This window comes from Streptomyces sp. NPDC040410 (assembly GCF_055595715.1).
In genome coordinates, this window is the sequence record NZ_JBVIVK010000004.1 from 350,780 (window position 1) to 375,871 (window position 25,092).

Sequence of the window (25,092 nt, forward strand, 5' to 3'; positions counted from 1 at the left end):
GGCCCCGCGGCGAGAGTGCGGGCATGGCGTCGCCGGGCAGGCGGGAATTCGACGACAGGGCCCACCGGGCCGGGGGCTGAAGGTCTACACGTCGTCGAGGTGTTCGCGGCGGCCCCGCCACAGCACCACCGCGGTGATCACGAGTACCCCGCCGAGACCGCCCGCGAGCGGAGCCGCCCAGCTCGCGGTGTCGTCCTCCGACTCGGCGGTGTCGGGGCCCGAGCCGAAGTACTTGTCGCCGTACGACGCCGCCTGCAGGCCCTCCGGCTCCAGGCGGTCGGCCTCCTTGAGGGCGGCCGCCGGATCGATGAAGCCGAAGCCCCGGGAGTCGTCGCGGCCTCCGGTGGGGGCGTCGCGGGCCGTGTCCTCCAGGAGCTTCTTGATCTGTGCGGGAGTCAGTCCGGGGTGGGCGGCCCTGATGAGGGCCACCGCGCCGGTGACGAAGGCGGAGGCCGCGCTGGTGCCCCAGCCCTCGTAGTACTTGTGGTCGGGGTCGGCGATGACGACGTCGACGCCGGGGGCGCTGACCGTGGCGTACCAGCGGCGGGTTGAGAAGGACGCGCGGGTGCCGTAGCGGTCGACGGCGGTCGCGGCGATCACGCCCGGGTAGGCCGCCGGATAGGAGATGTGATCGCCCTTCTCGCCGCCGTTGCCTGCCGAGGCGACGACGACGGCGCCCTTCCTCAGGGCGTACTGGACGGCCTCGTCCTCGGCGGGCTCGGGGTGCGCGGAGGCGGAGTCGTCGCCGAGGGAGAGGTTGATGACGTCGGCGCCGTGGTCGGCTGCCCAGCGGATGCCCCGCGCGAGGGCGTTGCCGCGGGTGTTGCGGGCCCTCGCGCGGGCCGAGTCGCCGTCCTCAAGGATCACGCGGACGGGAAGGATCTTCGCCTCGGGGGCGATGCCCATGACACCGTCCCCGCTCCCGGCGCCGTGTCCGTGGCCGGCGATGATGCCGGCCATCGCGGTGCCGTGACGGGCCCAGGCGCGGTCGCCGCGCTCGGCCCCGAAGCCGATCATGTCCTTGCCGGCGAGGATGTTGCCGACGAGGTCGGGGTGATCGTCCTCGACGCCGGTGTCGAGGACCGCGACGGTGACACCCTTGCCCTTGGTGGTCTGCCAGACCTCCTGCGTGTGCAGGGCGTCCAGGGCCCATTGCTTTGCCCGGATGCCGTCGGCGTGCGCGACGGTGGGCGGGACGAGGGCTGTCGAGGCGGCGAGAAGGACGCTCAGGAGACCGGCCCTGCGGGTCGTGAGGCTCATGAGGGCTGCTCCGTGGGCGAGCTGACGGTCTTGCGCAGGCCGCGTTCTATGCGGTCGGCGAGGCCCTGTGCCTCGTTTCCGAGGCCGGCCTCGGCGGGGGCCGTGCCGGCTCCGGAGGCCATGGCGTCCTCGGCGGGCTCCGGCTCGTCGACGGTACGGCCGTCGGCCCAGCCGGAGACGGCGTAGACGACGACCGGGGCATCGGTGAGGACGGAGACGGTCCAGGAGGCCCGCTGCTCGGTGCCGAAGGCCGCGGCGACCGTGTTCTTCGCGGCGTACGGGCGGGGCATCAGATCGGTGCGGCGATCGAGGCCCTCTTTGGTGAACCGGGTGTTGACGGCGCTCATGGTGGTGGCGTCCGCCGTGGTGAAGAGCAGCCCGACGGTGGTGACGTAGCTGCGGGTGGCGTCCGTGTAGGTGGCGCGCAGGAGGCGCCGGCAGCCGACGGGCGCGAGCGCCTTGCGCAGGAGCGGGTCGAAGGCGCCCCGGCAGCCGCTGTCCGGGGCGACGGCGATCCGCGTCCAGGTCCGGTCGGCGCCGCCGGGGCCGGCGCCCTGCCCCTCCACGGTGGGCGGGAACAGCCGGTCCACCGGAACGCTGTGCCACAGGCTGCCGGCCGCGGTGAACCTGTCCGGCGCCCCGCCCTCCCGCGGCTCCCCGACGAGCCAGCTCCCGGTCACGGCACCGCCGATGAGACCGAGGCCGAGCACGAGACCGGCGGCGGCTGCGGCGGTCCTGGGCCGCCAGCGCACCCCGAGCGGCCGGGGCCGCGCCCGCTCGTCGTACCCCTCCGGCTCCCCGAAGGAGACGACGGGCCGGCGGGCGCCGAGGCCCCCGCCGGGCGTCATGGGAGCACTCCAGGAGAGAGCCGGATCCGGAGACAGGGGGGAGGGGCCGGTGCCGGTCGGCGGGTGGGGCGGGTCGGCGGGGGGCGGGCACGGCGAAGGCGTGCGCAGACCACTCGCCGGGCCGGCCGGCGGCTGAGGCGTACGGAGGCCGCTCGCGGAGCCACCGCCGGGCGTCGAGGGTACGCGCACGTCCCCGGGGGAATCGGCCGGCAGCGGGGACGTACGCATTCCCGTCACGAAGTCAGCAGGAGACGAGGGCGTACCGAGGCCGCTCGCGGAGCCACCGCCGGGCGCCGAGGGTACGCGCACGTCCCCGGGGGAATCGGCCGGCAGCGGGGACGTACGCATTCCCGTCACGAAGTCAGCAGGAGAGGAGGGCGTACCGAGGCCGCTCGCGGTGTCGGCGGGTGCCGGGGGTGTGGGTGCGGCCGGGCCGGGGCGGTGGCGCGGGGGGTCGGCAGCCGGGCGGCCGTCCGGGGCGGTGGACGGTTCCGCGGGGCTAGGGCGCAGGCTGAAGGTCGCGTCCGACGGGGTCTCGGCCGGTACGCCGGCACGGCCGGGCGGCACCGAGGGCCGATGGTTCGGCCGGGGCGGCACGGTGCCGGGCGCCGGGGTTCCGGTGTCCTCGGCGCGCGCCTCGCGTCCTGCCGTCGGGGGTGCGTCCGGAAAGCGGGCCGAGGCCCGCGGCGGGGGCGGGGACGAGGGAGTGCCCGGCCGGGGCGACGGGGGCCTCAGGTTCGGGAAGTCGGGCCGGGTGCGGTGAGCTGAGACGGACGTGGGCCGGCCCTTGTCGTCCGTACCGGCGCGCCGGGGCGAGGAGACACCGCCGGGGCCGCGGTCTCCGCCTGCTCCTTGCACCGGCGATCGGGAACCGTCGGCGGCCGACGCACGCACATCGTCCGAGCCCTGCCCGGCCGAGCCGCCGGGGACAGGCGTACGCACGCCTCCCGGGCCCGGCCCACGCGAGCCGTCCGAACCCGCCGCCCCAGGCCCGGCGTCCGAACGCGGGCCGGGTGCCGGTGGAGTCGGCCGGCGGGTGCCCGGCGCGGGGGTGTCCGTTCGGGCCGTGTCCCGCGGGCACGGAGGCGGTCCGGGCGGTGGCCCTGCCGGACGGCCGGGTCCTGGCCGCCTCGCGAAGGCCTCCCACCTCGCGGCCGGCTCCGAAGTGGCGCCGCGTGGTGAATCCTCCGCGGGCGGACGTCCGGGCGGCCCTGCCTGCTCGGAGTCGGGACGGTTCGGCGTCTCGCCGGCCTTTTCTTCGTCGGCCTTGGGCGGGTGAGGGGGCCGCGGGGGCGTGGCGGGGCGCGGGGGAACGGGGGCGGGCCGCGCTTCCGTGCTCATGCACCCCCCGCTTCCTCGTGCCCGGGCCGTCTCCTCGTACGCGGGCCGTTGTCTCCTGCCGTCCGGGCCCGGCGCGGACTCGGCCGTCCCGGACACGCATACCCGCGCCGGCGGGGGCGCCATCCCGGCGCGGCCTGCGGCCGGGGTCGCTCCTCCGTGCGTGCGCGTCACTCTACGGGTTGCCCCCACTCGAACGGGAACCAGTCCCACGACCCCGGGGCATCTGCCCCAAACGTCCCTCTATCCTGCGGTAATCCTGTCTGGCAGGCTTCGTTCATGACTGCGCGCGCCGCCGACCGGGCCCGTTACGACAGGGCCACCTCGCACCTCGACGCCCCGCTCGCGATCGTGGACCTGGCCGCCTTCGACGCCAACGCGGACGACCTCGTCCGCCGCGCCGCGGGCAAGCCGATCCGCGTGGCCAGCAAGTCCCTGCGCTGCCGGGCCCTGCTCGAACGCGTCCTCGCGAAGGACGGCTTCGCGGGCATCATGTCCTTCACCCTGGCCGAGTCCCTGTGGCTGGCGCGCTCCGGGTTCGACGACGTACTCCTCGCCTACCCGTCGGCGGACCGCGCCGGATTCGCCGAGCTGACCGCCGATCCCAAGCTGGCGGCCGCCGTGACCGTGATGGTCGACGACCCGGCACAGCTCCGGCTGATCGACGCCGCACGGGAGGGCGGGCGTGAAGTCGTGCGCGTCTGCCTGGAGTTGGACACCTCCCTGAAGCTGCTGGGCGGGCGGGTGCGGGTCGGCGCCCGTCGCTCACCGCTGTACTCCCCCGCGCAGATGGCCGACCTGGCGCGGGCGGTGGCCCGGCGGCCGGGGTTCAAGGTCGTCGGGATCATGGGGTACGAGGGTCACATCGCCGGTGTCGGGGACTCGGTCGCCGGCCGGCCGCTGCGTTCGCGTGCCGTGCGGCTGATGCAGTCCACCGCCCGCCGGGAGCTCGCCGAGCGGCGTGCCGAGGCGGTGCGCGCGGTCCGGGCCGTGGTGCCCGACCTGGAGTTCGTGAACGGCGGCGGCACGGGCAGCGTGCAGCACACCGCCGCCGAGGCCGCGGTCACCGAGATCGCGGCGGGCTCCGGGCTGTACGTGCCGCGGCTGTTCGACAACTACACGTCGTTCAGCGGCCGTCCGGCGGCCCTGTTCGCCCAGCCCGTCGTACGGCGGCCGGGGGTGGGGGTCGTGACGGTCCTCGGCGGCGGCTATCCGGCCTCCGGTGCGGCCGGCGCCGACCGGCTGCCGGTGCCGTATCTGCCGGAGGGCCTGCGGTACGACCCGAAGGAGGGCCCGGGCGAGGTGCAGACGCCGCTGCTGGGCTCCCCCGCCGACGATCTCCTCATCGGCGACAAGGTGTGGTTCCGGCACGCCAAGGCGGGTGAGCTGTGCGAGCGGTTCGACACGCTGCACCTCGTCGAGGGGGACGCGGTGACGTCGACCGTCACGACGTACCGCGGGGAAGGCCACACCTTCCTGTAGCCCGCCTTCCAGTCGCCTTCCGTAGCCGCCCAGTCAGCCGGCCGGGCCGATGCTGCTGCCCACTCCGCCGCCCCCGTCCACGTCGCCGATCACCCGGATCCCCTTGGTTATCCGGTCCATGTCGGCGAGCGGAGGCCCGTCCGCGCCGGCGTCGAAGACGAAGCGCACGATGACCGGCGACTCGGTGCCGACGCTGGACGGGAAGGCCAGCGACTGCACATAGCCGCCAGGCCCCTCGGCGGTCCGCACGCGCCAGCGCACGAGGTAGCCCGCGCGTCCCGCCACCGCGACCTGCCCAGACCTGACGACCTGGTGGGACTCGATGCCGCCGAAGGGGCGCCGGCCGACCAGGTCGCGGTCGTACGCGGCGTCGGCCGCGTCCGGGATGTCCTGCTGGGCGAGGACCCTGGGTGACGTCTCGTCGGTCGAGGTCGCGGTGCGCGAGACGACGAGCCCGTGCCGGCACAGGCCGACGCCGGCCGGGCAGTCGTACGTGCCGTCCGTGGTCATGACGACGTCGTCCTCGGCGACGTTCTTCGGTCTGACCCAGCCCTGGGGCAACGGCAGGGTGATGCCGTTGAGTTCGTCGACCACGACGGCCGGGTCGTCCGGGGAGACGGACGGGGACAGGGTCGGGGTCGGGGTGGTGCTCGTCGGCGCGGGAGCCGAAGTCACCTGTGCCGGCGCGGGCCGGCCCTCCGCACCGCCGTCGTCCTCGCCGAGGACGATCACGCCCGTGACGATCGCCGCGGCGAGGACGGCCCCGGCCGTCGCGAGGGCGACGGCCTTCGCACGAGCGGAGCCGCCGTCCGGGGACGGAGCCTGTGACCGCGGCTGCCCGGGAGCGGCCGCGGGCGTCCGCCGGTGCTCGGTCCAGGCCGTGCCGTCCCACCAGCGCTCCAGCCGCGGGGCCGACGGATCGCGGTACCAGCCCGGCGGGGGTGTCATGCTCATCCCGGCACTCTAGTGCCGCGAAGATCGGTACACGCGGGTCCGCGACCGCTACTGGGGTGTGACGTACGCGCCCGCGATTCCGCCGTCCACCAGGAAGTCGCTGGCGTTCACGAAGGAGGAGTCGTCGCTGGCCAGGAAGGCGACGGCGGCGGCGATCTCCTCGGCCTCGGCGAAGCGGCCGAGCGGGATGTGAACGAGCCGGCGCGCGGCCCGCTCCGGGTCCTTGGCGAACAGCTCCCGCAGGAGCGGGGTGTTGACCGGGCCGGGGCACAGGGCGTTGACGCGGATGCCCTCGCGGGCGAACTGCACGCCCAGTTCCCGGGACATGGCGAGCACTCCGCCCTTGGAGGCCGTGTACGAGATCTGCGAGGTCGCCGCGCCCATCCGGGCCACGAACGACGCCGTGTTGATGATGGAGCCCTTGCCCTGGCGCCGCATGTAGGGGATGGCCGCCTTGCAGCACAGGTAGACGGAGGTGAGGTTGACTTCCTGGACGCGCTTCCAGGCCTCCAGGCCGGTCTCCAGGATGGAGTCGTCGTCGGGCGGGGAGATTCCGGCGTTGTTGAACGCGATGTCGACGCTGCCGTAGGTGTCGTAGGCCGTCCTGAACAGGGCCTCGACCTGCTCGGGGTCGGTGACGTCGACCTTCACGAAGATCCCGCCGACCTCCTCGGCGGCCGCCTTGCCGCGCTGCTCGTCCACGTCTCCGCACACGACGTGCGCGCCCTCGGAGGCGAGGCGGCGCGCGGTGGCGAGGCCGATGCCACTGCCGGCTCCGGTGATGACGGCGGTGCGGCCGACGAGGCGGCGGCAGATGATGTCGTCAGTCGATGCGGTCACTGTGCGGGGCCCTCCGTGCTGATGAAGACGTTCTTGGTTTCGGTGAAGGCGGTCAGGGCGTCCGGGCCGAGCTCGCGGCCGATGCCGGACTGCTTGAAGCCGCCGAAGGGGGTCCAGTAGCGGACGCTGGAGTGGGAGTTGACGGACAGGTTGCCGGCGCGGACGGCCTGCGAGACGCGGAGCGCACGGCCGACGTCCCGGGTCCAGATGGAGCCGGAGAGGCCGTAGTCGGTGGCGTTGGCGAGTGCCACGGCGTCCGCCTCGTCCTCGAAGGGCAGGACGACGGCGACGGGGCCGAAAACCTCCTCGACGGCTACGGGCGCGTGCGGGGCGACGTCGGTGAGGACGGTGGGCGGGAACCAGAACCCGGGGCCCTCGGGGGCCTTGCCGCGGATGCCGGGCGCGCCGGTGTCGGCGTACGAACGGACGCGTTCCAGCTGGACCTTGGAGATCAGCGGGCCCATCTGGGTGTTCTCGTCGGCCGGGTCACCGACGAGGACGGACTCGACGGCGGGGGCGAGGAGGTCGAGGAAGCGGTCGTAGGCGCTGCGCTGGACGAGGATGCGGGTGCGGGCGCAGCAGTCCTGGCCGGAGTTGTCGAGGAAGGCCATGGGGGCGGCGGCCGCGGCGGCTTCGAGGTCGGCGTCGGCGAAGACGATGTTGGGGCTCTTGCCGCCGAGTTCGAGGGTGACGCGCTTGAGGAGGGCCGAGCCCTTCGCCAGCACCTGTTTGCCCACAGCCGTTGACCCCGTGAAGACGATCTTCGCCACGCCCGGGTGCTCGACCAGCGCGTTGCCCGCGACCGGTCCGTGACCGGGCAGCACCTGGAACAGTCCTTCGGGCAGCCCCGCCGCCAGGGCGAGTTCGGCCAGCCGCAGCGCGGTCAGCGGGGTCGTCTCCGCGGGCTTGAGGAGGACCGCGTTGCCCGCCGCCAGTGCCGGGGCGGTGCCCCACGCGGCGATCGGCATGGGGAAGTTCCAGGGCGCGATGACGCCGACGACGCCGAGCGGTTCCAGAATGGTGACGTCGAGGCCGCCGGGGACGGGGATCTGGCGTCCCGTCAGCCGCTCCACTCCGCCGGCCGCGTAGTCGAGCAGGTCGCGCACGTTGCCCGCCTCCCAGCGGGCGTTGCCGATGGTGTGTCCGGCCTCGCGGACCTCCAGCCGCGCGAGCTCCTCGAGGTGTTCGTCGACCGCGGTGGCGAACCGGCGCAGCAGCCGGGCGCGGTCACCGGGCGCGAGGGCGGTCCAGGCGGTCTGCGCCTCCGCGGCGCGTACGACCGCGGCGTCCACGTCGGCGGCGGTGGCTCCGGGGACGGTGGTGACGACCTCCTCGGTGGCGGGGTTCAGTACTTCCAGCGCGTACTCGGAAGAGTCAGAAGACTCAGAAGAATCGGAAGACAACACGGCCTCACATGCGTTCGAAGGAGCGGCGCAGCTCCCAGTCGGTGACCGCGGCGTCGAAGGCGTCCAGTTCGACGCGGGCCATGTTGCGGTAGTGCGCGACGACCTCGTCACCGAACGCGGCCTTGGCGATCGGGCTGTTCTCCCAGAGTTCGGCGGCCTCGCGCAGCGTGGTCGGTACGTGCTCGTACTCGGCGGTGTAGGCGTTGCCGGCGCAGGCGTCCGGCAGCTCCAGCTTCCGCTCGATGCCGTACAGGCCGGCCGCCACCAGCCCCGCCACCGCGAGGTGCGGGTTGACGTCGCCGCCTGGCAGCCGGTTCTCGAAGCGCAGGGACCGGCCGTGGCCGACCACGCGGAGTGCGCAGGTGCGGTTGTCGTAGCCCCAGGCGACCGCGGTCGGGGCGAAGGAGCCCGGCTGGAACCGCTTGTAGGAGTTGATGTTGGGGGCGTAGAGCAGAGAGAAGTCCCGCAGCGCGGCGAGCTGGCCGGCGAGGAAGTGGCGCATGACGTCGGACATGCCCCCTGCGTGGTCGCCCGCCATTGCGTTGTTGCCGGCGGCGTCCGCGAGGGAGAGGTGGATGTGGCAGGAGTTGCCCTCGCGCTCGTTGTACTTGGCCATGAAGGTGAGCGACACGCCCTCCTGGGCGGCGATCTCCTTGGCGCCGGTCTTGTAGATGGCGTGCTGGTCGCAGGTGACGAGGGCCTCGTCGTAGCGGAAGGCGATCTCGTGCTGGCCGGGGTTGCACTCGCCCTTGGCGGACTCGACGGTGAGTCCGGCGCCGGCCATCTCGTTGCGGATGCGGCGCAGCAGGGGCTCGACGCGGCCGGTGCCGAGCACCGAATAGTCGATGTTGTACTGGTTGGCCGGGGTCAGCCCGCGGTAGTTCGCGTCCCAGGCCTGCTCGTAGGTGTCCTTGAAGACGATGAACTCCAGCTCCGTGCCGACCTGGGCGGTGAAGCCGTGCCCGGCGAGCCGCTCCAGCTGGCGGCGCAGGATCTGCCGGGGTGCGGCGACCACGGGGGAGCCGTCGTTCCAGGCGAGGTCGGCGACGAGCATCGCCGTACCCGCGTTCCAGGGGACGCGGCGGAGCGTGGACAGGTCCGGGTGCATGGCGAAGTCGCCGTAGCCGCGCTCCCAGGAGGACATCGCGTAGCCGTCGACGGTGTTCATGTCGGCGTCGACGGCGAGAAGGTAGTTGCAGCCCTCGGTGCCGTGGTGGAGGACCTCGTCGAGGAAGAAGCGGGCGGCGAACCGCTTGCCCTGGAGCCGCCCTTGCATGTCGGGGAAGGCCAGGACGACAGTGTCGATCTCACCGCTCGCGACGAGTGCGTGCAGTTCCTCGACGCCGAGCGGGGGTGTGCGGTCTGCCACGGAAAGCCTCCTTCGGCTTGTGAGCTCAGCCGGAAGCCATAAGGTATTTCGGAGAACCATTGCTTGGGAAGGGGGTTCGGCCCGATGTCGCAGGCGGATCCTGAGATCGGCACGAACGGCGGCCCGGCGGGTCGTCCGAAGGGCCCGGACGACCGGCTGACGCCGGTGCTGCGCCCGGTGCGGGCGGGCAACGGCTTCGAGGAGGCGCTGGAGCAGATCCTCCAGGTGGTACGGCTCGGTCTGGTGCCGGGCGGCGAACGGCTGCCGGCGGAGCGGGAGCTGGCGGAGCGGCTGGGGATCAGCCGGGTGACACTGCGCGAGGTCCTGAAGGTGCTCCACGACCAGGGCCTGGTCGAGTCGCGGCGCGGCCGGTACGGCGGGACGTTCGTGCTGCCGAAGTCGGACGCGGGCGGCGAGGACGAGCTGCGGCGGCGTATCGCCGAGGTCGACATAGAGGACGTGCTGCGCTTCCGGGAGGTCCTGGAGGTGGGCGCGGCGGGGCTCTGTGCGACGCACGGTCTGTCGCCGCAGCAGACGGCGCGGCTGCGCGAGGCGCTGGCCGGCACCCGGGACGCGCCGCTGGCCGAGTACCGGCGCCTGGACACGATGCTCCACCTCACGCTCGCCGAGCTGTGCGGCTCCGCGACCCTGACCGCGCAGTACGCGGCCGTGCGGGCCACGGTGAACGACCTCCTCGACTGCATCCCGCTCCTCGTGCGCAACCTGGAGCACTCGCAGCGCCAGCACACCGCTCTGGTCGAGGCGGTGCTCGACCGGGACGCGGACGGGGCGCGGGAGATGATGAGGGAGCACTGCGCGGGGACGGCGGCACTGCTGCGCGGGTTCCTGGCGTGAGTGCCCGCTGAGGGGCCTTGCCGCGCACAGCGGCCTGAGCCAAGGTACAAAGGTACGAGTGCAATCCATTGTCGCCAGCGGGAGGACGGATGGCCGACAGGCCGCTGATCGGCATCAGTACGTACGTCGAGGCCGGGGCGCGCTGGGGCGTGTGGGAGCTGGACGCGGCCCTGCTGCCCGTCGGGTATCCGCGGCTCGTGCAGCGGGCCGGCGGGCTCGCCGCGATGCTCCCGCCGGACGCGCCGGAGCATGCCGCATCGGCCGTCACCCGCCTCGACGGTCTGGTGATCGCCGGCGGCCCGGACGTCGAGCCTGTCCGGTACGGCGCCGAACCCGATCCGCGCACCGGCCCGCCCGCCCGTGCCCGGGACGCCTGGGAGCTCGCCCTGATCGACGCGGCGTTCGCCGCGCGCATCCCGCTGCTCGGCGTCTGCCGGGGCATGCAGCTGCTGAACGTCGCCCTCGGCGGCACCCTCGTCCAGCACCTCGACGGGCACGCCGAGGCCGTCGGGGTCTTCGGCCGCCACCCGGTCAAGCCGGTCCCGGGCACGCGGTACGCCGACGCCGTCCCGGAGGAGACGTCCGTACCGACCTACCACCACCAGGCCGTGGACCGGCTCGGCACGGGCCTGGTCCCGTCGGCGTACGCGGCGGACGGGACCGTGGAGGCGGTGGAGCTGCCGTCGGCCGGCTGGGTGCTGGGTGTGCAGTGGCATCCGGAGATGGGTGAGGACGTGCGGGTGCTACGGGCGTTGGTGGAGGCGGCGGCCGCTCGGCCCGGTCGCTGAGCCGGACGGGCTGAAACGTCCGCCTCCCGGCCCACCGAGTCGGGGTGGTGGGTGGGCACAGGCCGGGGGTGCGGGGGCGGAGGCCCCAGCGACCCCCGCACCCGCGCACTCACGCAACCCACGCCATGCACCCGTGCCGGGTGGCTACCCCCGTGTCAGCGACAGCAGGTCGCGTGCCGGTCCCACCGGGCGGTGGCCCGCCGGCCACACGGCGCGCAGGTCGCGGGCGAGGGACACGTCCGCCACCGGCACCCTCACCAGCCTCCGCATCGCCAGTTCCTCCCCCACGGCCAGTTCGCTCAGTACCGCCGGCCCCGCCCCGCTCACCGCGGCCGCCTTCACCGCCGTCGTCGACGACAGCTCGATCAGCGGGCGCGCCAGCCCCCCGAGCGCCGCGTGCAGCACCTGCCGGGTGCCCGACCCCGTCTCGCGCAGGATCAGCGGGGTCGCGGCGAGTTCGGAAGCCTCCAGGGAACGTCTGCGGCGCGCCCAGGGATGGGCGGGCGCGGTCACCACGATCAGGCGGTCGTGGGCGATGACCGCGGAATCCAGGCCGGCCGGCACGCTGACGCCCTCGACGAAGCCGAGGTCCGCCTCGTCCGACAGCAGCCGCTCCGCCACCGCCGCCGAGTTCCCCGCGAGCAGCGACACCGCCGTGTCCGGCCGCTGGGCACGGAGCGCGAGCAGCCAGCCCGGCAGCAGGTACTCGGCGATCGTCATGCTCGCCGCCACCCGCAGACGGGAGTCCCGCCGGTGCCGCAGCGCCTGCGCACCGGCGTCGAAGGCCTCCGCCGCTTCCACGATCCGCCGCGCCCAGTCCGTCACCAGCGCACCCGCGTCCGTCAGCCGGGAGCCGCGCGGCGAACGGTCCACCAGCGCCACACCCAGCTGGCGTTCCATCGAGCGGATCCGGCTGCTCGCGGCCGGCTGGGTGATGCCCAGTTCGCGCGCCGCCCCGCCGAGGCTGCCGAGCCGAGCCACCGCCAGCAGCAGCTCCAGCGCCCCGAGCTCCGGCACCCGGTGTGCCAGCGAGCCGTCGACACCGGCCACCGGCCGGGAATTCGCCGGCCGCTCCACCCCACTGCTCCTGCTCATAACCCCAGCTTATGCCCTCATCGAGACATACTCCCTGGTCGCGGGCAGCCACCGACGACGCCGAGGCGCCGGCCCGGCAGACCGGGCTCGCCGTCTGCGACTGGCTCGCGGTCGGCCTGTACGCCGTCCTCGTCACCGCCCGGGCCACCGCCGCCCTGCGCACCACACGCGGTCTGGTCAGCGGCGAGCTGTTCGCAGGGCCTCCCCCAGCGCCCGCGGCGCCTCGGCCAGCGACGGCCCGTACCAGGTCAGGAGCCGTCCGCTGACCAGCGCGCAGGCCAGTCCCGGGAACGCCTCGGGGCCGTCCCGAGCCGTGAAGCGGTACGGCTCGTCCGGGAGGACCACGACGTCCGGCGCGAGGGCCCGCAGTTCCTCGACCGGAATCCGCGGGTAGCGCTCCGCGTGGCCCGTGTAGAGGTGGTCGACGCCGAGGCGGGCCAGCACGTCGCCCGCGAACGTGTCCCGGCCCAGCACCATCCAGGGCCGGCGCCAGATGGGCACGACCGCCGTCGTACGGCGTTCCGGTGCCCGCAGTGCCGACCAGGCCGCCTCCGCCTCGTCCAGCCACCGCGGCCCGGCGGGCACGCCGCACGCGTCGAGCATGCGCCGGAGCTCCCGGAAGGCCTGCGGTACGTCCCGCACCTCGGTCAGCAGGACCTCGACGCCCGCCTCGCGCAGGGCGGCGAGGTCAGGGGCGCGGTTCTCCTCCTCGTTGGCGATCACCAGGTCGGGGGCGAGCGCGAGGATCCGGTCGATCTTCGGGTTCTTGGTGCCGCCGACACGGGCGACGTCGAGGTCCGCCGGATGGGTGCACCAGTCCGTCGCGCCCACCAGGGCACCGGGGGCCGAGAGGGCCACGGCCTCCGTCAGTGACGGGACCAGGGAGACGACCCTCATCGGCGCGGCCGGTCCCGGACCGCCTCGATGTGTTCGGCCACGGCGACGACGACCACCCGGGTGTCCGCCACCGTCGCCCGCCAGCGGTGGCGGACCCCGCCGGTGAGGTACAGGGTGTCGCCGCGCCCGAGCCGGTAGGCGCGGCCCTCCGCCTCGATCTCCACGGCGCCGTCGGCGACGTACATCAACTGGTCGTTGCGGTACTGGAATTCGCGGCCCGCGTCATGGTCGCCGGTGAACTCCGAGGCGTGCATCTGGTGGTGACCGCGTACCAGCGAGCGCACCTGCGGTTCGTAGGTCGGCTCGGTCTCCTCGGCGCGCACGACGTCCACGCTGCACGCCGGGTCGGCGGCCGCGAGGAGTTCGACGGCGGTGGTGCGCAGGGCGTCGGCGACCTTCTCCAGGGAGCTTGTGCTGGGCCGCGCCCGCTCGTTCTCGATCTGGCTCAGGAAGGGGACCGACAGACCGCTGCGCTCGGCCACCACGGCGAGGGTGAGCTCGAGCGCCCGGCGCCGCCGCCGTACGGCCGCGCCCACCCGAAGGGGCTGTTCTTTGTGGTCGCCCATCGCTCCGGCTCCCTCCTTCGCTCGTCGGTCCGCGGCACCTCTGATGAGTTCTCTGCACCCTACGCATGTTCGGCAAACCGTTTCATGCGCCCGTCACATCGACGACACGGTGTGGGCGACCGGAGCTCACAGATCGCGCCAGTGGATCAGCTCCCCGGACTCGCGGGGTACGGACTCCTCCTCAAGGACGAACGGCCTGACCAGAGGACCGGACGGTCGTCCGAAGCCGTGACCCGGAGGGGTGCGAGGTTGACGAAGGCACCGCTTCAGGCAGGCGGGCGGATCGCGGGCCGGCGGTCCCCCGCCCGCCGGATCGCAGGCGTGCGGGCCGCCGGCTCCCGCGGTCCCCGCGCCACCACCGACCCTCGATCGGCACGGGACCGGTCCTGCTCATTTCAATGCGCGAACGACGCCGTGTGTTCCCGCCCGCGCCCAGGCCCCCGGTCTCCGATCAAGCCGGTGATCAGCGGTTGAGCGTCAGGACGTGAAGCCCCCGGGGGGCCGCACCCGGTTGGCGGCCGGGCTCGCGAGGGGCACGGCGGCGGCCGGCCGGTTCGACGGGTGCCGCCGTGTACGGAGGTGAAGCCCGGCACGGCCCGGGTGGAGCGGGAGAAGGGGCGGGCACCCGGCAAGTGCGGCCGGCATTTCCGGTCAGGGGCGGGGAGGCTTGGGCAAGAGGGTAGCGCTATGTGGTTGGCCGGATCCTTGTCGTCACCGGACCACCCGGCGTCCAGGCCCGCCCATGCCGCGGTCACCGACGGGAGACTGTCGGTGCCGTGCGGCATGATGCGTGGCGTGACCGGACGACTGATGCTCCTCGACACCGCCTCGCTCTACTTCCGCGCCTACTTCGGCGTCCCGGATTCCGTGAGGGCCCCGGACGGCACACCGGTGAACGCCGTGCGCGGGCTCCTCGAATTCATCGACCGCCTGGTCAGGGACCACCGCCCGGACCGGCTGGTGGCGTGCATGGACGCCGACTGGCGTCCGCAGTGGCGGGTCGACCTGATTCCCTCCTACAAGGCGCACCGGGTCGCCGAGGAGCACGAGGCCGGCCCGGACGAGGAGGTGGTACCGGACACGCTTTCGCCGCAGGTGCCGGTCATCGAGGCCGTCCTCGACGCACTCGGCATCGCGCGCGTGGGGGTGCCGGGATACGAGGCGGACGACGTGATCGGCACGTTCACCGCGCGTGCGAAGGGCCCGGTCGACATCGTCACCGGCGACCGCGACCTGTACCAGCTGGTCGACGACGCCCGCGGAGTGCGTGTGCTGTACCCGCTCAAGGGCGTGGGCACGCTGCAGCTGACCGACGCGGCGGTGCTGCGCGCGAAGTACGGGGTCGACGGCCGGGGGTACGCGGATCTGGCACTGCTGCGCGGCGACCCGAGCGACGGCCTGCCGGGCGTGCCCGGCATCGGCGAGAAGACGGCCGCGAAGCTGCTCGCGGAGTACGGCGACCTGGCCGGCATCATGGCCGCGGTCGACGACCCGAGGGCCCGGCTCACGCCGTCGCAGCGCAGACGCCTGGACGAGTCGCGGCCGTACGTCGCGGTGGCACCGACGGTCGTCCGGGTCGCGGACGACGTCCCGCTGCCTGACGTCGACACCGCGCTGCCGCACGCACCGCGCCACCCGGAGATGCTGGAGGCACTGGCGGCCCGCTGGGGGCTGGGCGGGTCGCTGCAGCGGCTGCTCACGACCCTTGGTGCGAACTGAGCGAAATCTTGGCGCCGGGGAAGCCGTGCCGAGAAGGAGAGAGGTGCTAACTTAGGTAAGCCTAAGCTCGGGAACCAGGGAGACCGTCATGGCAGAACGACCGGGACGAAAGCCGCGGAAGCCCCACTCCGCGCAGGTCGTCCGTACCGAACGGCTGACCCCGCACATGCAGCGTGTCGTACTCGGCGGCGAGGGTCTGGCCGGGTTCACGGCCGACACCTGCACGGACCACTATGTGAAGCTGCTGTTCCCGGCCGCCGGCGTGACCTACCCGGAGCCCTTCGACATGGAGCGGATCCGCGAGGAGTTCCCCCGCGACCAGTGGCCCGTGACACGGACGTACACGGTGCGCGCCTGGGACCCCGGACACCGCGAGCTGACCCTGGACTTCGTGATCCACGGCGACGAGGGCCTGGCCGGCCCGTGGGCGGTGCGCGCCCGGCCCGGGGAGACCGTGCACTTCATGGGCCCCGGCGGCGCCTATGCCCCCGACGCGAGCGCAAACTGGCATCTGCTCGTCGGTGACGAGAGCGCGCTGCCCGCGATCGCCCGCTCCCTGGAGGCGCTGCCCGAGGGCGCGGAGGCGTACGCCTTCGTCGAGGTCGCGGGTCCCGAGGAGGAGCAGAAGATCGACTCCGACGTGGAGGTCGTCTGGCTGCACCGCGGGGACCGGCCCATCGGCGAGACGCTGGTCGAGGCGGTACGGGCGCTGGAGTTCCCGGACGGCCGGCTGCACGCGTTCGTGCACGGCGAGGCGGCCTTCGTGAAGGAGCTGCGCCGGCTGTTGCGGGTGGAGCGGGAGATCCCCCGAGAGGACCTGTCGATCTCCGGCTACTGGCGGCTCGGCCACAACGAGGACGGCTGGCAGGCCTCCAAGCGGGAGTGGAACGCGCGCATCGAGGCGGAGCAGGAAGGCGCGACCGCCGCGTGAGACGTCCGGAGGCGGCGGCCCTCGGTGCCGCCGCCTCCGCGTGTGTGGGCGCGGGCGCCGCGCCTCGTAGGCTTGCTCCGATGAGACGCAAGGCCCGGATTCCGCCCTCCCCCCTGCCCCAGCGCGAGGGGGTGGACCCCGTGCGGGTGCGGCTGCCCGTTGAGGGGGCGTGGACGACCGTGCGCGAGCACCTCGCGGAACGGCTGTCGGGGGCGGGCACCGGAATCGTCGACGGGATGTTCGCCGCCGGGCTGGTCGTCGGGGCGGACGGACGGGCGGTGGCGCCCGACGCGGCGTATGTGCCGGGGATGTTCGTGTGGTTCCACCGGGACCTGCCCGACGAGGTCCGGGTGCCGTTTCCGCTGGAGGTCGTGTACCGCGACGAGCACATCGTCGTCGCCGACAAGCCGCACTTCCTGGCCACCACCCCCCGCGGCAGCCATGTCACCGAGACCGCGCTCGCCCGGCTGCGCCGGGAACTGGGCCTCCCCACGCTCGGCGCCGCCCACCGCCTGGACCGGCTCACGGCCGGGCTCCTGCTGTGCACGGTCCGGCCCGAGGAGCGCGGCGCGTACCAGTCGCTGTTCCGCGACCGGCGGGTGCGCAAGGCGTACGAGGCCGTCGCCCCGTACGATCCCGCACTCGCCTTCCCCCGGACCGTACACAGCCGGATCGTCAAGGAGCGCGGAATCCTGGCCGCCCGCGAGGTCGAGGGCGAGCCGAACGCCGTCAGCCGGGTCGAGCTGGTCGGGCACCGCCCGGAGGCGAGCACGATCGGCGGGCTCGGCCGGTACCGTCTGGTCCCCACCACCGGGCAGACCCACCAGCTGCGCGTCCATATGAACGCGCTCGGTGTACCGATCCTCGGCGACCCGCTGTATCCGGTGGTGACCGGCCCCGTGCCGGCCGGTGACTTCCGCCGTCCGCTGCAACTGCTGGCGCGGGAGCTGGAGTTCACCGACCCGGTCACGGGTGTGGAGCACCGGTTCCGCAGCGGGCGGGTGCTCGGGGCCTGGGCGTCGTACGACCGCTGGGCGGCGGGTCAGTAACCGCGCCACCAGCGCAGGAGGCGTCGCCAGGCGCCCATCGGGCGGGCCGGTCCGGGCGTGGGCGCTTCCGGGGCGGGCCTCTCGGGCGTGGGCGCTTCGGGCGTGGGCGCGGACTGCGCCGGGGCAGTCGGCACGGGTTCCCGAGCCGGTGCCGGCTGCGGTGCGGGTGTGCTGACCTCCCAGGCGGGGGGCCGGGACGGCACCGGGCCGAGGCTCGGCTTCCGCATCACGTCCTGCTGCGGCCTCGGCTCGAAGCGGACCGGGAGTTCCACGAGGTGACGCGAGGCCAGTGACTCGGTCCAGCTCAACTCGGCTTCATCAATGTCGAGTTCGACGTCGGGCAGGCGCATCAGCAGGGCATCCACGCCGGTGTCGGCGATGGCGCGGCCGATGTCCTGGCCGGGGCACTCGTGCGGGCCGCCGCCGAAGGCGAGGTGGGAGCGGTTGCCCTGCATGTTGGCGGACAGGTCGGGACGCACCCGCGGGTCGACGTTGCCCGGCGCGATACCGAAGAGCAGCCCGTCGCCCTTGCGGATGCGCTGGCCGCCGAGCTCCGTGTCCTGTTTGGCGAAGTAGGCGAAGACCGTGCTGAACGGCGGCTCGTTCCACAGGGACTGCTCGACCGCCTCCGGCACCGTCATCTGGCCGCCGTTGAGCTGGGCGCGGAAGCGCGGGTCGGTGAGGACCATGCGCAGCACGTTGGCGATGAGGTTGGCCGTGGCCTCGTAGGCCGCCATGAGGACGAGCCACAGGTGCTTGGTGACCTCGTCGTCGGTGAGCCGTGCCGGGTGGTTGATCAGGTGGCTCGCGAAGTCCTCCTTGGCCTCGGCGCGACGGCGAACGGTGAGCCGCTGGAGGGCTTCCATGACGTAGGCGTGGCTGGCGATGGCGGTTTCGGTGCCCCTGAGCATGTCGCGGGCCGCCTGCACCATGCGGTCGTCGTACTCCTCGGGCATGCCGAGGATCTCGCACAGCACGGCCATCGGCAGGTGCTCGGCGAACTGGCTGACGAGTTCGGCCGTGCCCTCCTGGCAGAACTCGTTGACGAGGCGCTGGGTGGAGCGGTTGATGTACCGGCGGATGCCGCGGTGGTCGATCGTCGAGATGGCGCCGTTGACCGCGCCGCGCAGCCGCAGGTGTTCGTCGCCCTCGGCGTAGGAGCAGATGGGCTCCCACGCGATGTGCGGCATGAGCGGGTGATCGGGCTTGACCAGGCCGTCCAGGAGGGGGGCCCAGATGCGGCTGTCCCGGCAGAACTGCGAGGGCGTGCGCACCATGTGCAGGTTCTCGGCGTGGCCGAGGACCACCCACACCGGCACGTCGTCGTGGAGCAGCGCCGGCGCCACCGGGCCGTGCTCCTCGCGGAGTTGCTCGTACAGCGCGCTCAGGTTCTCCGCGTCCGGGCCGTACAGCCGGTGCAGTCCGCCGGGTCCGCGGCCGTGGGCGGGGCACCCGGGCGGCGGGCCGGGCTTGCGGTCGTCCGTACCGGTGAGGGAGTGGGATTCAGGCGTCACAGTGGTCGCTCCGAAGTGGATCAGTGTTGGGGAGTGGGAAAACGGGGCCTAGGTGAGCGAGCCCGTCATCGCGAGCGAGTGCAGGAAGCGCATCAGGGTCATCAGGACGTCGCGGCTGGAGGCACGGCGGCGCGCGTCGCACTCCACCATGGGGATCTCCTCGCTCAGGTCGAGCGCGGAACGGAGGTCCTCCATGGGATAACGGGGCCCGTCCGGGAAGGTGTTGACGGCGACCATGAACGGCACGCCGCGCTCCTCCAGCCGGTCCATGACGTCGAAGCTGACCTCGAGCCGGCGGGTGTCGACCAGGACGACCGCGCCCAGCGCGCCCTCGAACAGGCCGTTCCACAGGAACCAGAAGCGCTCCTGGCCGGGGGTGCCGAAGAGGTACAGCACGAGCTGGTCGGTGATGCTGATGCGGCCGAAGTCCATCGCCACGGTGGTGGCCGTCTTGGAGTCGGAGCCGTAGTTGTCGTCCACCCCGACGCCGGCCTGCGTCATGGTCTCCTCGGTGGTCAGCGGTCTGATCTCGCTGACCGAGCCGACCATGGTCGTCTTGCCGACCCCGAAGCCGCCCACGATCACGATCTTCACCGCGGCCTGGGCCGTGTGCGGGAGGTGGTCCTCGGTCCGTGGACCCGTGATGGTGTCAGAGCTTTTGAAGTCCATGCATCACCGTTTCGAGGAGGGAACGGTCGGGGAGCGCCTGGCGGACGACAGGGGCGCGCGCCTGCACCAGTTCGGCCGTCAGCAGCTCGGTGAGCAGGACGGTCACCACGCCGTACGGCAGATTGAGATAGGCCGAGAGCTCGGCCACCGACAAGGGGGACTTGCACAGCCGGAGCAGTGCCGTGTGCTCAGGCTGTGCGGAGGCCGGTGGGTCGGCACGCGCCACGATCAGCGTGACCAGGTCGAGCTCCGCGCGCTCACCCTGGTCACCGTCGCCGGTGAGCACGTACAGCCGCTGGGGCTCCTTGCCGCGCGGTTCGGGCGGCGGCTCTTCCGCGGGTTCGGGGTGTCGCCGCCGGCGTTGCGGAGGGATCATACGGTCTGGCCGTTCCGCCGGGGCGGACTGGTGAGGTGGGCGCCGATCCGGACGACGAGGTCGCGCATGCGGTTGCTCATCAGGCCGGGTTCGGCGACGACGTCGGAGAGCACCGCGAGGTACGCGTTGGCGCCGGCGGCCATCAGGTAGAAGTAGCCGCCGTTGACCTCGATGATGACCATGCGCATCCGGCCGTCACTGGCCGGGATCTCCTGGGCGACGGCACCGGCCAGGCTCTGCAGTCCCGCGCAGGCCGCGGCGACACGGTCGGCGGCGTCCGGGTCGCCGCCGTGGCGGGCGATGCGCAGGCCGTCGGCGGAGAGCACCACGATCATCTCGATGCCCGGTACGCCGTCGGCGAGATCCTTGAGCATCCAGTCGAAGTTGGCACGCTGCTGGATCACTTGAGGTCCCCCTCGTCGTCGGCCTCGATGCGGGCCGGCTCGGTTGTCTGCTGGGTTCGTGCGGCCGGGTCCGGGCCACCCTTGAGTCCGTTCATGAAGGCCTCGACCCACAGCCCCGGTTCGGGTTCCTTCTCGGGCTCGGGTTCGGGCTCGGGGGTCGACCAGACGGACGGCCTGCCCTCCCGTTCGGCCCGTTCGACGGCGGCCTGCTCGGCGAGCCGCCTGCTGAGCGGGACCTTGACCCGGCTGCGGCGCTGCGGCAGGCCGCCCGCCGTCCACTCGGTGACCTCGCGGACCTCGTCCTCCATGGACGGCGGCGCGGTGATGCGAGGGCTGGTGGGGCGGCGCTTCTTGGGCGTGCGCTTGGGCCCTTCGAGCGCACCGAGATCGATCTTGGGCGCTGCGGTGGCGCCGATGCCGTGCGCGAGTCCGGGGGCGGCTTCGTCGGTCATCATGGCGCTGGGCACGACCAGGACGGCCCGCACACCGCCGTAGGCGGAGGCCCGCAGTGAGACCTGCATCTTGTACGTCGTGCAGAGCCGGCCCACCACGGCGAGGCCCAGGCGCGGGGAGTCGCCGAGGTCGCCCACGTCGCCGCCGTTCATGGCCCGCTCCAGCATGCCCTCGGCCCGGGCGCGGGCCTCCGGGCTGAGGCTGACGCCGGCGTCCTCGATCTCGATGGCGACACCGGTCTGCACTTCGACGGCCGTGACGTGCACCTTGGTCTGCGGCGGCGAGTAGCGCGTGGCGTTGTCGAGGAGTTCGGCCGCGGCGTGGATGAGCGGCTCGACAGAGTTGCCGTCGATGTTGACCTTGGCGATGGAGTGCAGTTCGATGCGCCGGTACTCCAGGATCCGGGACATGGCGCCGCGCAGCACGCTGAACAGCGATACCGGATTGGGCCAGTTACGGCTCGGGCGGCCGCCGCCGAGGACGGAGATGGAGTCGGCGAGGCGGCCGATCAGCGCGGTGCCGTGGTCGATGCGCAGCAGGTCGTCGAAGACTTCGGGGTTGCGGCCGTGGTCCTCCTCCATCTCCCGCAGTTCGTTGGCCTGTTGGTGGACGATCGCCTGGACGCGGCGGGCGATGTTGACGAAGGAGCGCTGCGCGGAGTCACGCTTCGCCTCCTCCCGGTCGGCGATGTCGAGCACCGTCTTCAGCAACGACAGCTGCGCTTCGGGAAGTTCGCGGTAGGAGGGGTCGATGTCGCCGAGTTGGCGGATCACCTCCCCGGGGGAATTGCCACACTGCAGCCGGTACAGCGCGTTCGGCGCGATCTCTTTGGCGAGGCGCTCCATCTCCTCGTCGTGGGCGGCGATACGCCCTTCGAGGTACGCCGTGTGACGGTGGCGCTCGGCGCGCAGGTCCCGCAGGGCACGGCCGCGGCGCACCGCTTCGGCCCCCGTCGCGACGACCAGCAGGGTGGCGACGGCACCGCACCAGCCGACGGCCGCCCGGGCCGGCTCCGCCACCAGGGCCACGGCGGCCCCGGTCGCCGCGGCCATCAGTATGGCGGGCAGCAACAGCACGCGTGCGTAGGGGAGTTCACGGCGATCTGGAGCGGATTGAACACTCACCATGTGGGCCCTCTGAAACAAATCGGCTGGGAGTGGGAACAAGCGCCCGAATACATCTCAACCCGGCGCGCTGCGGGCGAGCTTAGTCCGACCGGATCATCGCCATGTCATATTCCGCAAGCATCTGAAACGGGCCTCGCGACAGGAGTACCCTCAGCCTCATTTGCACGCTCAGACATCGTTCGAACACATTGCGTAACGACGTACGGGCGTACGAGAAGTGGACGCCGGCCACGCCGGCGTCCACTTCTCCATCACCGAGTCGGGCAGCGCGGAGCGGCGCCCGACGGCACTCACCCCACCGACGAGTAGGCCACAACCCCCCGCAGCAACAACTCAACCGCCTTACGCGCGTTCTTGGCCACGGTCGAGCCCTCCCCGCCGGAAACGGGCGCCGCCGCCGAGATCTGCCCGAGCACGTCGATGACCTGCTTGCACCACCGGACGAAGTCCCCCGCCGGCATCTCCGCCTCGCGCAGCACCTCGTCGAGCCCCTTGCCGGATGCCCACATGTACGCGGCCCAGGCGAAACCGAGATCCGGCTCGCGCTGGCCGACGCCCTCGGTCTGGGTGATCCGGAACTCCTCCTCCAAGGCGTCGAGGTGCCCCCAGATCCGGACCATCTCGCCGAGCGCTGCCTTTGCCCTGCCCGAGGGCACCTTGGGCGCCATCGCGTCGTCGCCGACCCGCGCCTCGTACACCAACGCCGAGACACAGGCGGCCAGTTCGGCGGGAGCCAGTCCGTCCCACACCCCCGCGCGCAGGCATTCGCTCGCCAGCAGGTCGAGTTCGCCGTACAGCCGGGCCAGCCGCTTGCCGTGCTCGGTGACCTCGTCGCCGCGCAGGTAGTCCAGCTCGGTCAGCAGCGCGACGATCCGGTCGAAGGTGCGCGCGATGGTGTTCGTCCGCCCTTCGATGCGCCGCTCCAGCTGCGAGGTGTCGCGCAGCAGCCGGTGGTGGCGCTCGGCCCAACGGGCGTGGTCCTCACGGTCGTTGCAGCCGTGGCAGGGGTGCGCGCGGATCGCGGTGCGCAGCCGGGCGATGTCCCGGTCGTCGGCCGCCTGGGAGCGCCTCTTGCGGGACCGCTCCTGCGGGATGTGCCCGGCCTTGGTCCGCAGCGCCGAGGCCAGGTCCCGGCGGGACTGCGGGGAGCGCGGGTTGAAGGACTTCGGGATGCGCATCCGCTCGAGCGCCTCGACGGGCACCGGGAAGTCCATCGAAGCAAGCCGCTTGACCTGTCGCTCGGCGGTCAGCACGAGCGGGCGCGGACCGTCGTGCTGCTCGAAGCCGCGGTGACCGTTGGAGCGCCCCGCGGGCAGACCGGGGTCCAGCACCAGCGCCAGGCCCGCGTACTTGCCGGTCGGGACGTGGATGACGTCACCCGGTTTGAGCTTCTCCAGCGCGACGGCCGCCTCGGCACGCCGCTGGCTGGCGCCCTGCCGGGCCAGCTCGGTCTCACGGTCCTTGAGTTCGCGGCGCAGCCGCATGTACTCCTCGAAGTCGCCCAGGTGGCAGGTCATGGAGGCCTTGTAGCCCTCCAGACCCTCTTCGTTGCGCTGCACCTGGCGCGAGATCCCGACGACCGACTTGTCGGCCTGGAACTGCGCGAAGGACGTTTCGAGCAGCTCGCGCGAGCGGTGCCGCCCGAACTGCTCGACCAGGTTGACCGCCATGTTGTACGAGGGCTTGAAGCTGGAGCGCAGCGGATAGGTGCGCGTGCCGGCCAGGCCCGCGAGATGCTCGGGGCTGGTCCCGCGCTGCCACAGCACGACGGCGTGGCCCTCGATGTCGATGCCCCGCCGGCCCGCACGGCCGGTCAGCTGGGTGTACTCGCCGGGGGTGATGTCGGCGTGCTGCTCGCCGTTCCACTTGACGAGCTTCTCCAGCACCACCGAGCGGGCGGGCATGTTGATGCCCAGCGCGAGGGTCTCCGTCGCGAACACGGCCTTCACCAGGCCGCGGACGAACAGCTCCTCGACGACCTCCTTGAACGTCGGCAGCATGCCCGCGTGGTGGGCCGCGATGCCGCGCTCCAGGCCCTCCAGCCACTCGTAGTAGCCGAGGACGTGGAGGTCCTCGGACGGGATGGAGGCGGTGCGCTCCTCGACCAGGGCACGCACCCTGCCCCGCGCCTCCTCGTCGTTCAGCCTGAGTCCCGCGTGCAGGCACTGCTGTACGGCGGCCTCGCAGGCGGCACGACTGAAGATGAACGTGATGGCGGGCAACAGGCCCTCGGCGTCGAGCCGTTCGATGACCTCGGGCCGGCTCGGCGTCCAGATGCGCGAACGCTGTCTGCGCTCGCGCTCCCGGTCTGCCTCCCGCATCGCCCGGCCGCGTCTGCGGTCCTGGTACGAGGGGCGGCTCGCCTCCATCCGGGCCAGGCGCGTGAGGTCGGGGTTGACGGCCTTCTTCTGGCCCTCGCCCTCCTCGAACAGGTCGTACATCCGCCGCCCGGCGAGCACGTGCTGGAACAGCGGCACGGGCCGGTGCTCGGAGACGATCACCTCGGTGTGGCCGCGGACGGTGTCCAGCCAGTCGCCGAACTCCTCGGCGTTCGACACCGTCGCCGACAGGGAGACCAGGGTGACCGACTCGGGCAGGTGGATGATCACTTCCTCCCAAACGGCCCCGCGGAACCGGTCGGAGAGGTAGTGCACCTCGTCCATGACCACGTAGCCGAGGCCGAGGAGGGTCTGCGAGCCTGCGTACAGCATGTTCCGCAGCACCTCGGTGGTCATCACGACCACCGGGGCGCCGGAGTTGACGCTGTTGTCGCCGGTGAGCAGGCCGACCTTGTCCGTGCCGTAACGGCGGCACAGGTCGGCGTACTTCTGATTCGACAGCGCCTTGATGGGTGTCGTGTAGAAGCACTTCTTGCCCTGTTGGAGGGCGAGGTGGACGGCGAACTCGCCGACGATCGTCTTGCCCGAGCCCGTGGGCGCGGCCACCAGCACGCCCTTCCCCGCTTCGAGCGCCTGGCAGGCCTCGATCTGGAAGGGGTCGAGGCCGAAGTCGTACATCTCGCGGAAGGAGGCGAGCGCGGTGGCCTGCTCGGCAGCACGCTTGCGGGCTGCCGCGTACCGCTCGGCCGGTGAGAGGTCCTCTGTCATCGTGCTTTCGAGCGTACCGGGCCCCACTGACAACAGGACGATCAT

21 protein-coding genes are annotated in these 25,092 nt (G+C 72.7%); 6 read left to right on the forward strand and 15 right to left on the reverse strand.

Annotation, left to right across the window (positions count from 1 at the left end; translation table 11 throughout):
• Positions 1-84: 84 nt before the first annotated feature.
• The gene (gene mycP, locus ACZ562_RS11620) at positions 85-1,260 is read right to left on the reverse strand and encodes a type VII secretion-associated serine protease mycosin (RefSeq protein ID WP_471176553.1); all 1,176 of its coding nucleotides are present in this window, start codon (positions 1,258-1,260) and stop codon (positions 85-87) included.
• Positions 1,257-2,108, reverse strand: coding sequence for a hypothetical protein (locus ACZ562_RS11625; RefSeq protein ID WP_471176555.1), 852 nt, complete (start codon positions 2,106-2,108; stop codon positions 1,257-1,259). The genes mycP and ACZ562_RS11625 overlap by 4 nt, the downstream gene beginning before the upstream one ends.
• A gap of 1,617 nt (positions 2,109-3,725) precedes the next feature.
• On the opposite strand from ACZ562_RS11625, the gene ACZ562_RS11630 reads away from it, so the two are divergent.
• Positions 3,726-4,928, forward strand: a complete 1,203-nt coding sequence (locus ACZ562_RS11630; protein ID WP_471176558.1) for an amino acid deaminase/aldolase — start codon at positions 3,726-3,728, stop codon at positions 4,926-4,928.
• Positions 4,929-4,961: 33 nt separating this feature from the next.
• Here the strand turns inward: ACZ562_RS11630 and ACZ562_RS11635 are convergent, their stop codons facing one another.
• The 4 genes from ACZ562_RS11635 to ACZ562_RS11650 are packed head-to-tail and all read right to left on the reverse strand — an operon-like array spanning position 4,962 to position 9,497.
• Complete coding sequence (locus ACZ562_RS11635; RefSeq protein ID WP_471176889.1) at positions 4,962-5,876, reverse strand: DUF2510 domain-containing protein; 915 nt, start codon at positions 5,874-5,876, stop codon at positions 4,962-4,964.
• A gap of 54 nt (positions 5,877-5,930) precedes the next feature.
• Entirely contained in the window at positions 5,931-6,722 is a 792-nt protein-coding gene (locus ACZ562_RS11640; protein ID WP_471176561.1) for a 3-oxoacyl-ACP reductase, read from the reverse strand.
• On the reverse strand, positions 6,719-8,125 hold the full coding sequence (locus ACZ562_RS11645; RefSeq protein WP_471176563.1) for an aldehyde dehydrogenase family protein: 1,407 nt from the start codon (positions 8,123-8,125) through the stop codon (positions 6,719-6,721). Before ACZ562_RS11645 ends, ACZ562_RS11640 begins: the two co-directional genes overlap by 4 nt.
• Positions 8,126-8,132: 7 nt before the next feature.
• Positions 8,133-9,497 (reverse strand): glutamine synthetase family protein, encoded by a 1,365-nt coding sequence (locus ACZ562_RS11650; RefSeq protein WP_471176566.1) that lies wholly within the window; start codon positions 9,495-9,497, stop codon positions 8,133-8,135.
• An 84-nt stretch (positions 9,498-9,581) separates the two neighbouring features.
• Here ACZ562_RS11650 and ACZ562_RS11655 point away from each other — a divergent pair, with 84 nt between their 5' ends.
• Both ACZ562_RS11655 and ACZ562_RS11660 read left to right on the forward strand, forming a co-directional pair.
• Entirely contained in the window at positions 9,582-10,352 is a 771-nt protein-coding gene (locus ACZ562_RS11655; RefSeq protein WP_471176569.1) for a FadR/GntR family transcriptional regulator, read from the forward strand.
• 89 nt (positions 10,353-10,441) lie between these two features.
• The gene (locus ACZ562_RS11660) at positions 10,442-11,140 is read left to right on the forward strand and encodes a gamma-glutamyl-gamma-aminobutyrate hydrolase family protein (protein ID WP_471176571.1); all 699 of its coding nucleotides are present in this window, start codon (positions 10,442-10,444) and stop codon (positions 11,138-11,140) included.
• A 144-nt stretch (positions 11,141-11,284) separates the two neighbouring features.
• Here the strand turns inward: ACZ562_RS11660 and ACZ562_RS11665 are convergent, their stop codons facing one another.
• The 3 genes from ACZ562_RS11665 to ACZ562_RS11675 form a co-directional block, all read right to left on the reverse strand.
• Positions 11,285-12,235: a LysR family transcriptional regulator gene (locus ACZ562_RS11665; RefSeq protein WP_471176573.1), complete on the reverse strand. Its 951-nt coding sequence runs from the start codon at positions 12,233-12,235 to the stop codon at positions 11,285-11,287.
• A gap of 177 nt (positions 12,236-12,412) precedes the next feature.
• A complete protein-coding gene (locus tag ACZ562_RS11670; RefSeq protein WP_471176576.1) occupies positions 12,413-13,132 on the reverse strand; it encodes a helical backbone metal receptor in 720 nt (239 codons plus the stop codon).
• Positions 13,129-13,698 (reverse strand): helix-turn-helix domain-containing protein, encoded by a 570-nt coding sequence (locus ACZ562_RS11675; protein ID WP_471176580.1) that lies wholly within the window; start codon positions 13,696-13,698, stop codon positions 13,129-13,131. The genes ACZ562_RS11670 and ACZ562_RS11675 overlap by 4 nt, the downstream gene beginning before the upstream one ends.
• Positions 13,699-14,484: 786 nt before the next feature.
• Here ACZ562_RS11675 and ACZ562_RS11680 point away from each other — a divergent pair.
• The 3 genes from ACZ562_RS11680 (at position 14,485) to ACZ562_RS11690 (ending at position 17,397) form a co-directional block, all read left to right on the forward strand.
• Complete coding sequence (locus ACZ562_RS11680) at positions 14,485-15,417, forward strand: 5'-3' exonuclease (RefSeq protein WP_471176892.1); 933 nt, start codon at positions 14,485-14,487, stop codon at positions 15,415-15,417.
• 88 nt (positions 15,418-15,505) lie between these two features.
• Positions 15,506-16,348, forward strand: coding sequence for a siderophore-interacting protein (locus ACZ562_RS11685; RefSeq protein ID WP_471176583.1), 843 nt, complete (start codon positions 15,506-15,508; stop codon positions 16,346-16,348).
• Positions 16,349-16,428: 80 nt separating this feature from the next.
• Positions 16,429-17,397, forward strand: coding sequence for an RluA family pseudouridine synthase (locus ACZ562_RS11690; RefSeq protein ID WP_471176586.1), 969 nt, complete (start codon positions 16,429-16,431; stop codon positions 17,395-17,397).
• Here the strand turns inward: ACZ562_RS11690 and ACZ562_RS11695 are convergent.
• The 6 genes from ACZ562_RS11695 to ACZ562_RS11720 all read right to left on the reverse strand — a co-directional run bounded on the left by ACZ562_RS11695 (position 17,391) and on the right by ACZ562_RS11720 (position 25,092).
• Complete coding sequence (locus ACZ562_RS11695) at positions 17,391-18,911, reverse strand: cytochrome P450 (protein ID WP_471176589.1); 1,521 nt, start codon at positions 18,909-18,911, stop codon at positions 17,391-17,393. The two genes, ACZ562_RS11690 and ACZ562_RS11695, sit on opposite strands and share 7 nt — an antisense overlap.
• Before the next feature lie 48 nt (positions 18,912-18,959).
• Positions 18,960-19,580, reverse strand: coding sequence for a GTP-binding protein (locus ACZ562_RS11700; protein ID WP_471176592.1), 621 nt, complete (start codon positions 19,578-19,580; stop codon positions 18,960-18,962).
• Positions 19,561-19,956 carry a DUF742 domain-containing protein gene (locus ACZ562_RS11705; protein ID WP_471176595.1) on the reverse strand — a complete coding sequence of 132 codons (396 nt, stop codon included), beginning with the start codon at positions 19,954-19,956 and terminating at the stop codon, positions 19,561-19,563. The genes ACZ562_RS11700 and ACZ562_RS11705 overlap by 20 nt, the downstream gene beginning before the upstream one ends.
• Positions 19,953-20,360: a roadblock/LC7 domain-containing protein gene (locus tag ACZ562_RS11710; RefSeq protein ID WP_471176598.1), complete on the reverse strand. Its 408-nt coding sequence runs from the start codon at positions 20,358-20,360 to the stop codon at positions 19,953-19,955. The genes ACZ562_RS11705 and ACZ562_RS11710 overlap by 4 nt, the downstream gene beginning before the upstream one ends.
• Complete coding sequence (locus ACZ562_RS11715) at positions 20,357-21,940, reverse strand: sensor histidine kinase (protein ID WP_471176600.1); 1,584 nt, start codon at positions 21,938-21,940, stop codon at positions 20,357-20,359. Before ACZ562_RS11715 ends, ACZ562_RS11710 begins: the two co-directional genes overlap by 4 nt.
• A 290-nt stretch (positions 21,941-22,230) precedes the next feature.
• The gene (locus ACZ562_RS11720) at positions 22,231-25,092 is read right to left on the reverse strand and encodes a DEAD/DEAH box helicase (protein WP_471176603.1); all 2,862 of its coding nucleotides are present in this window, start codon (positions 25,090-25,092) and stop codon (positions 22,231-22,233) included.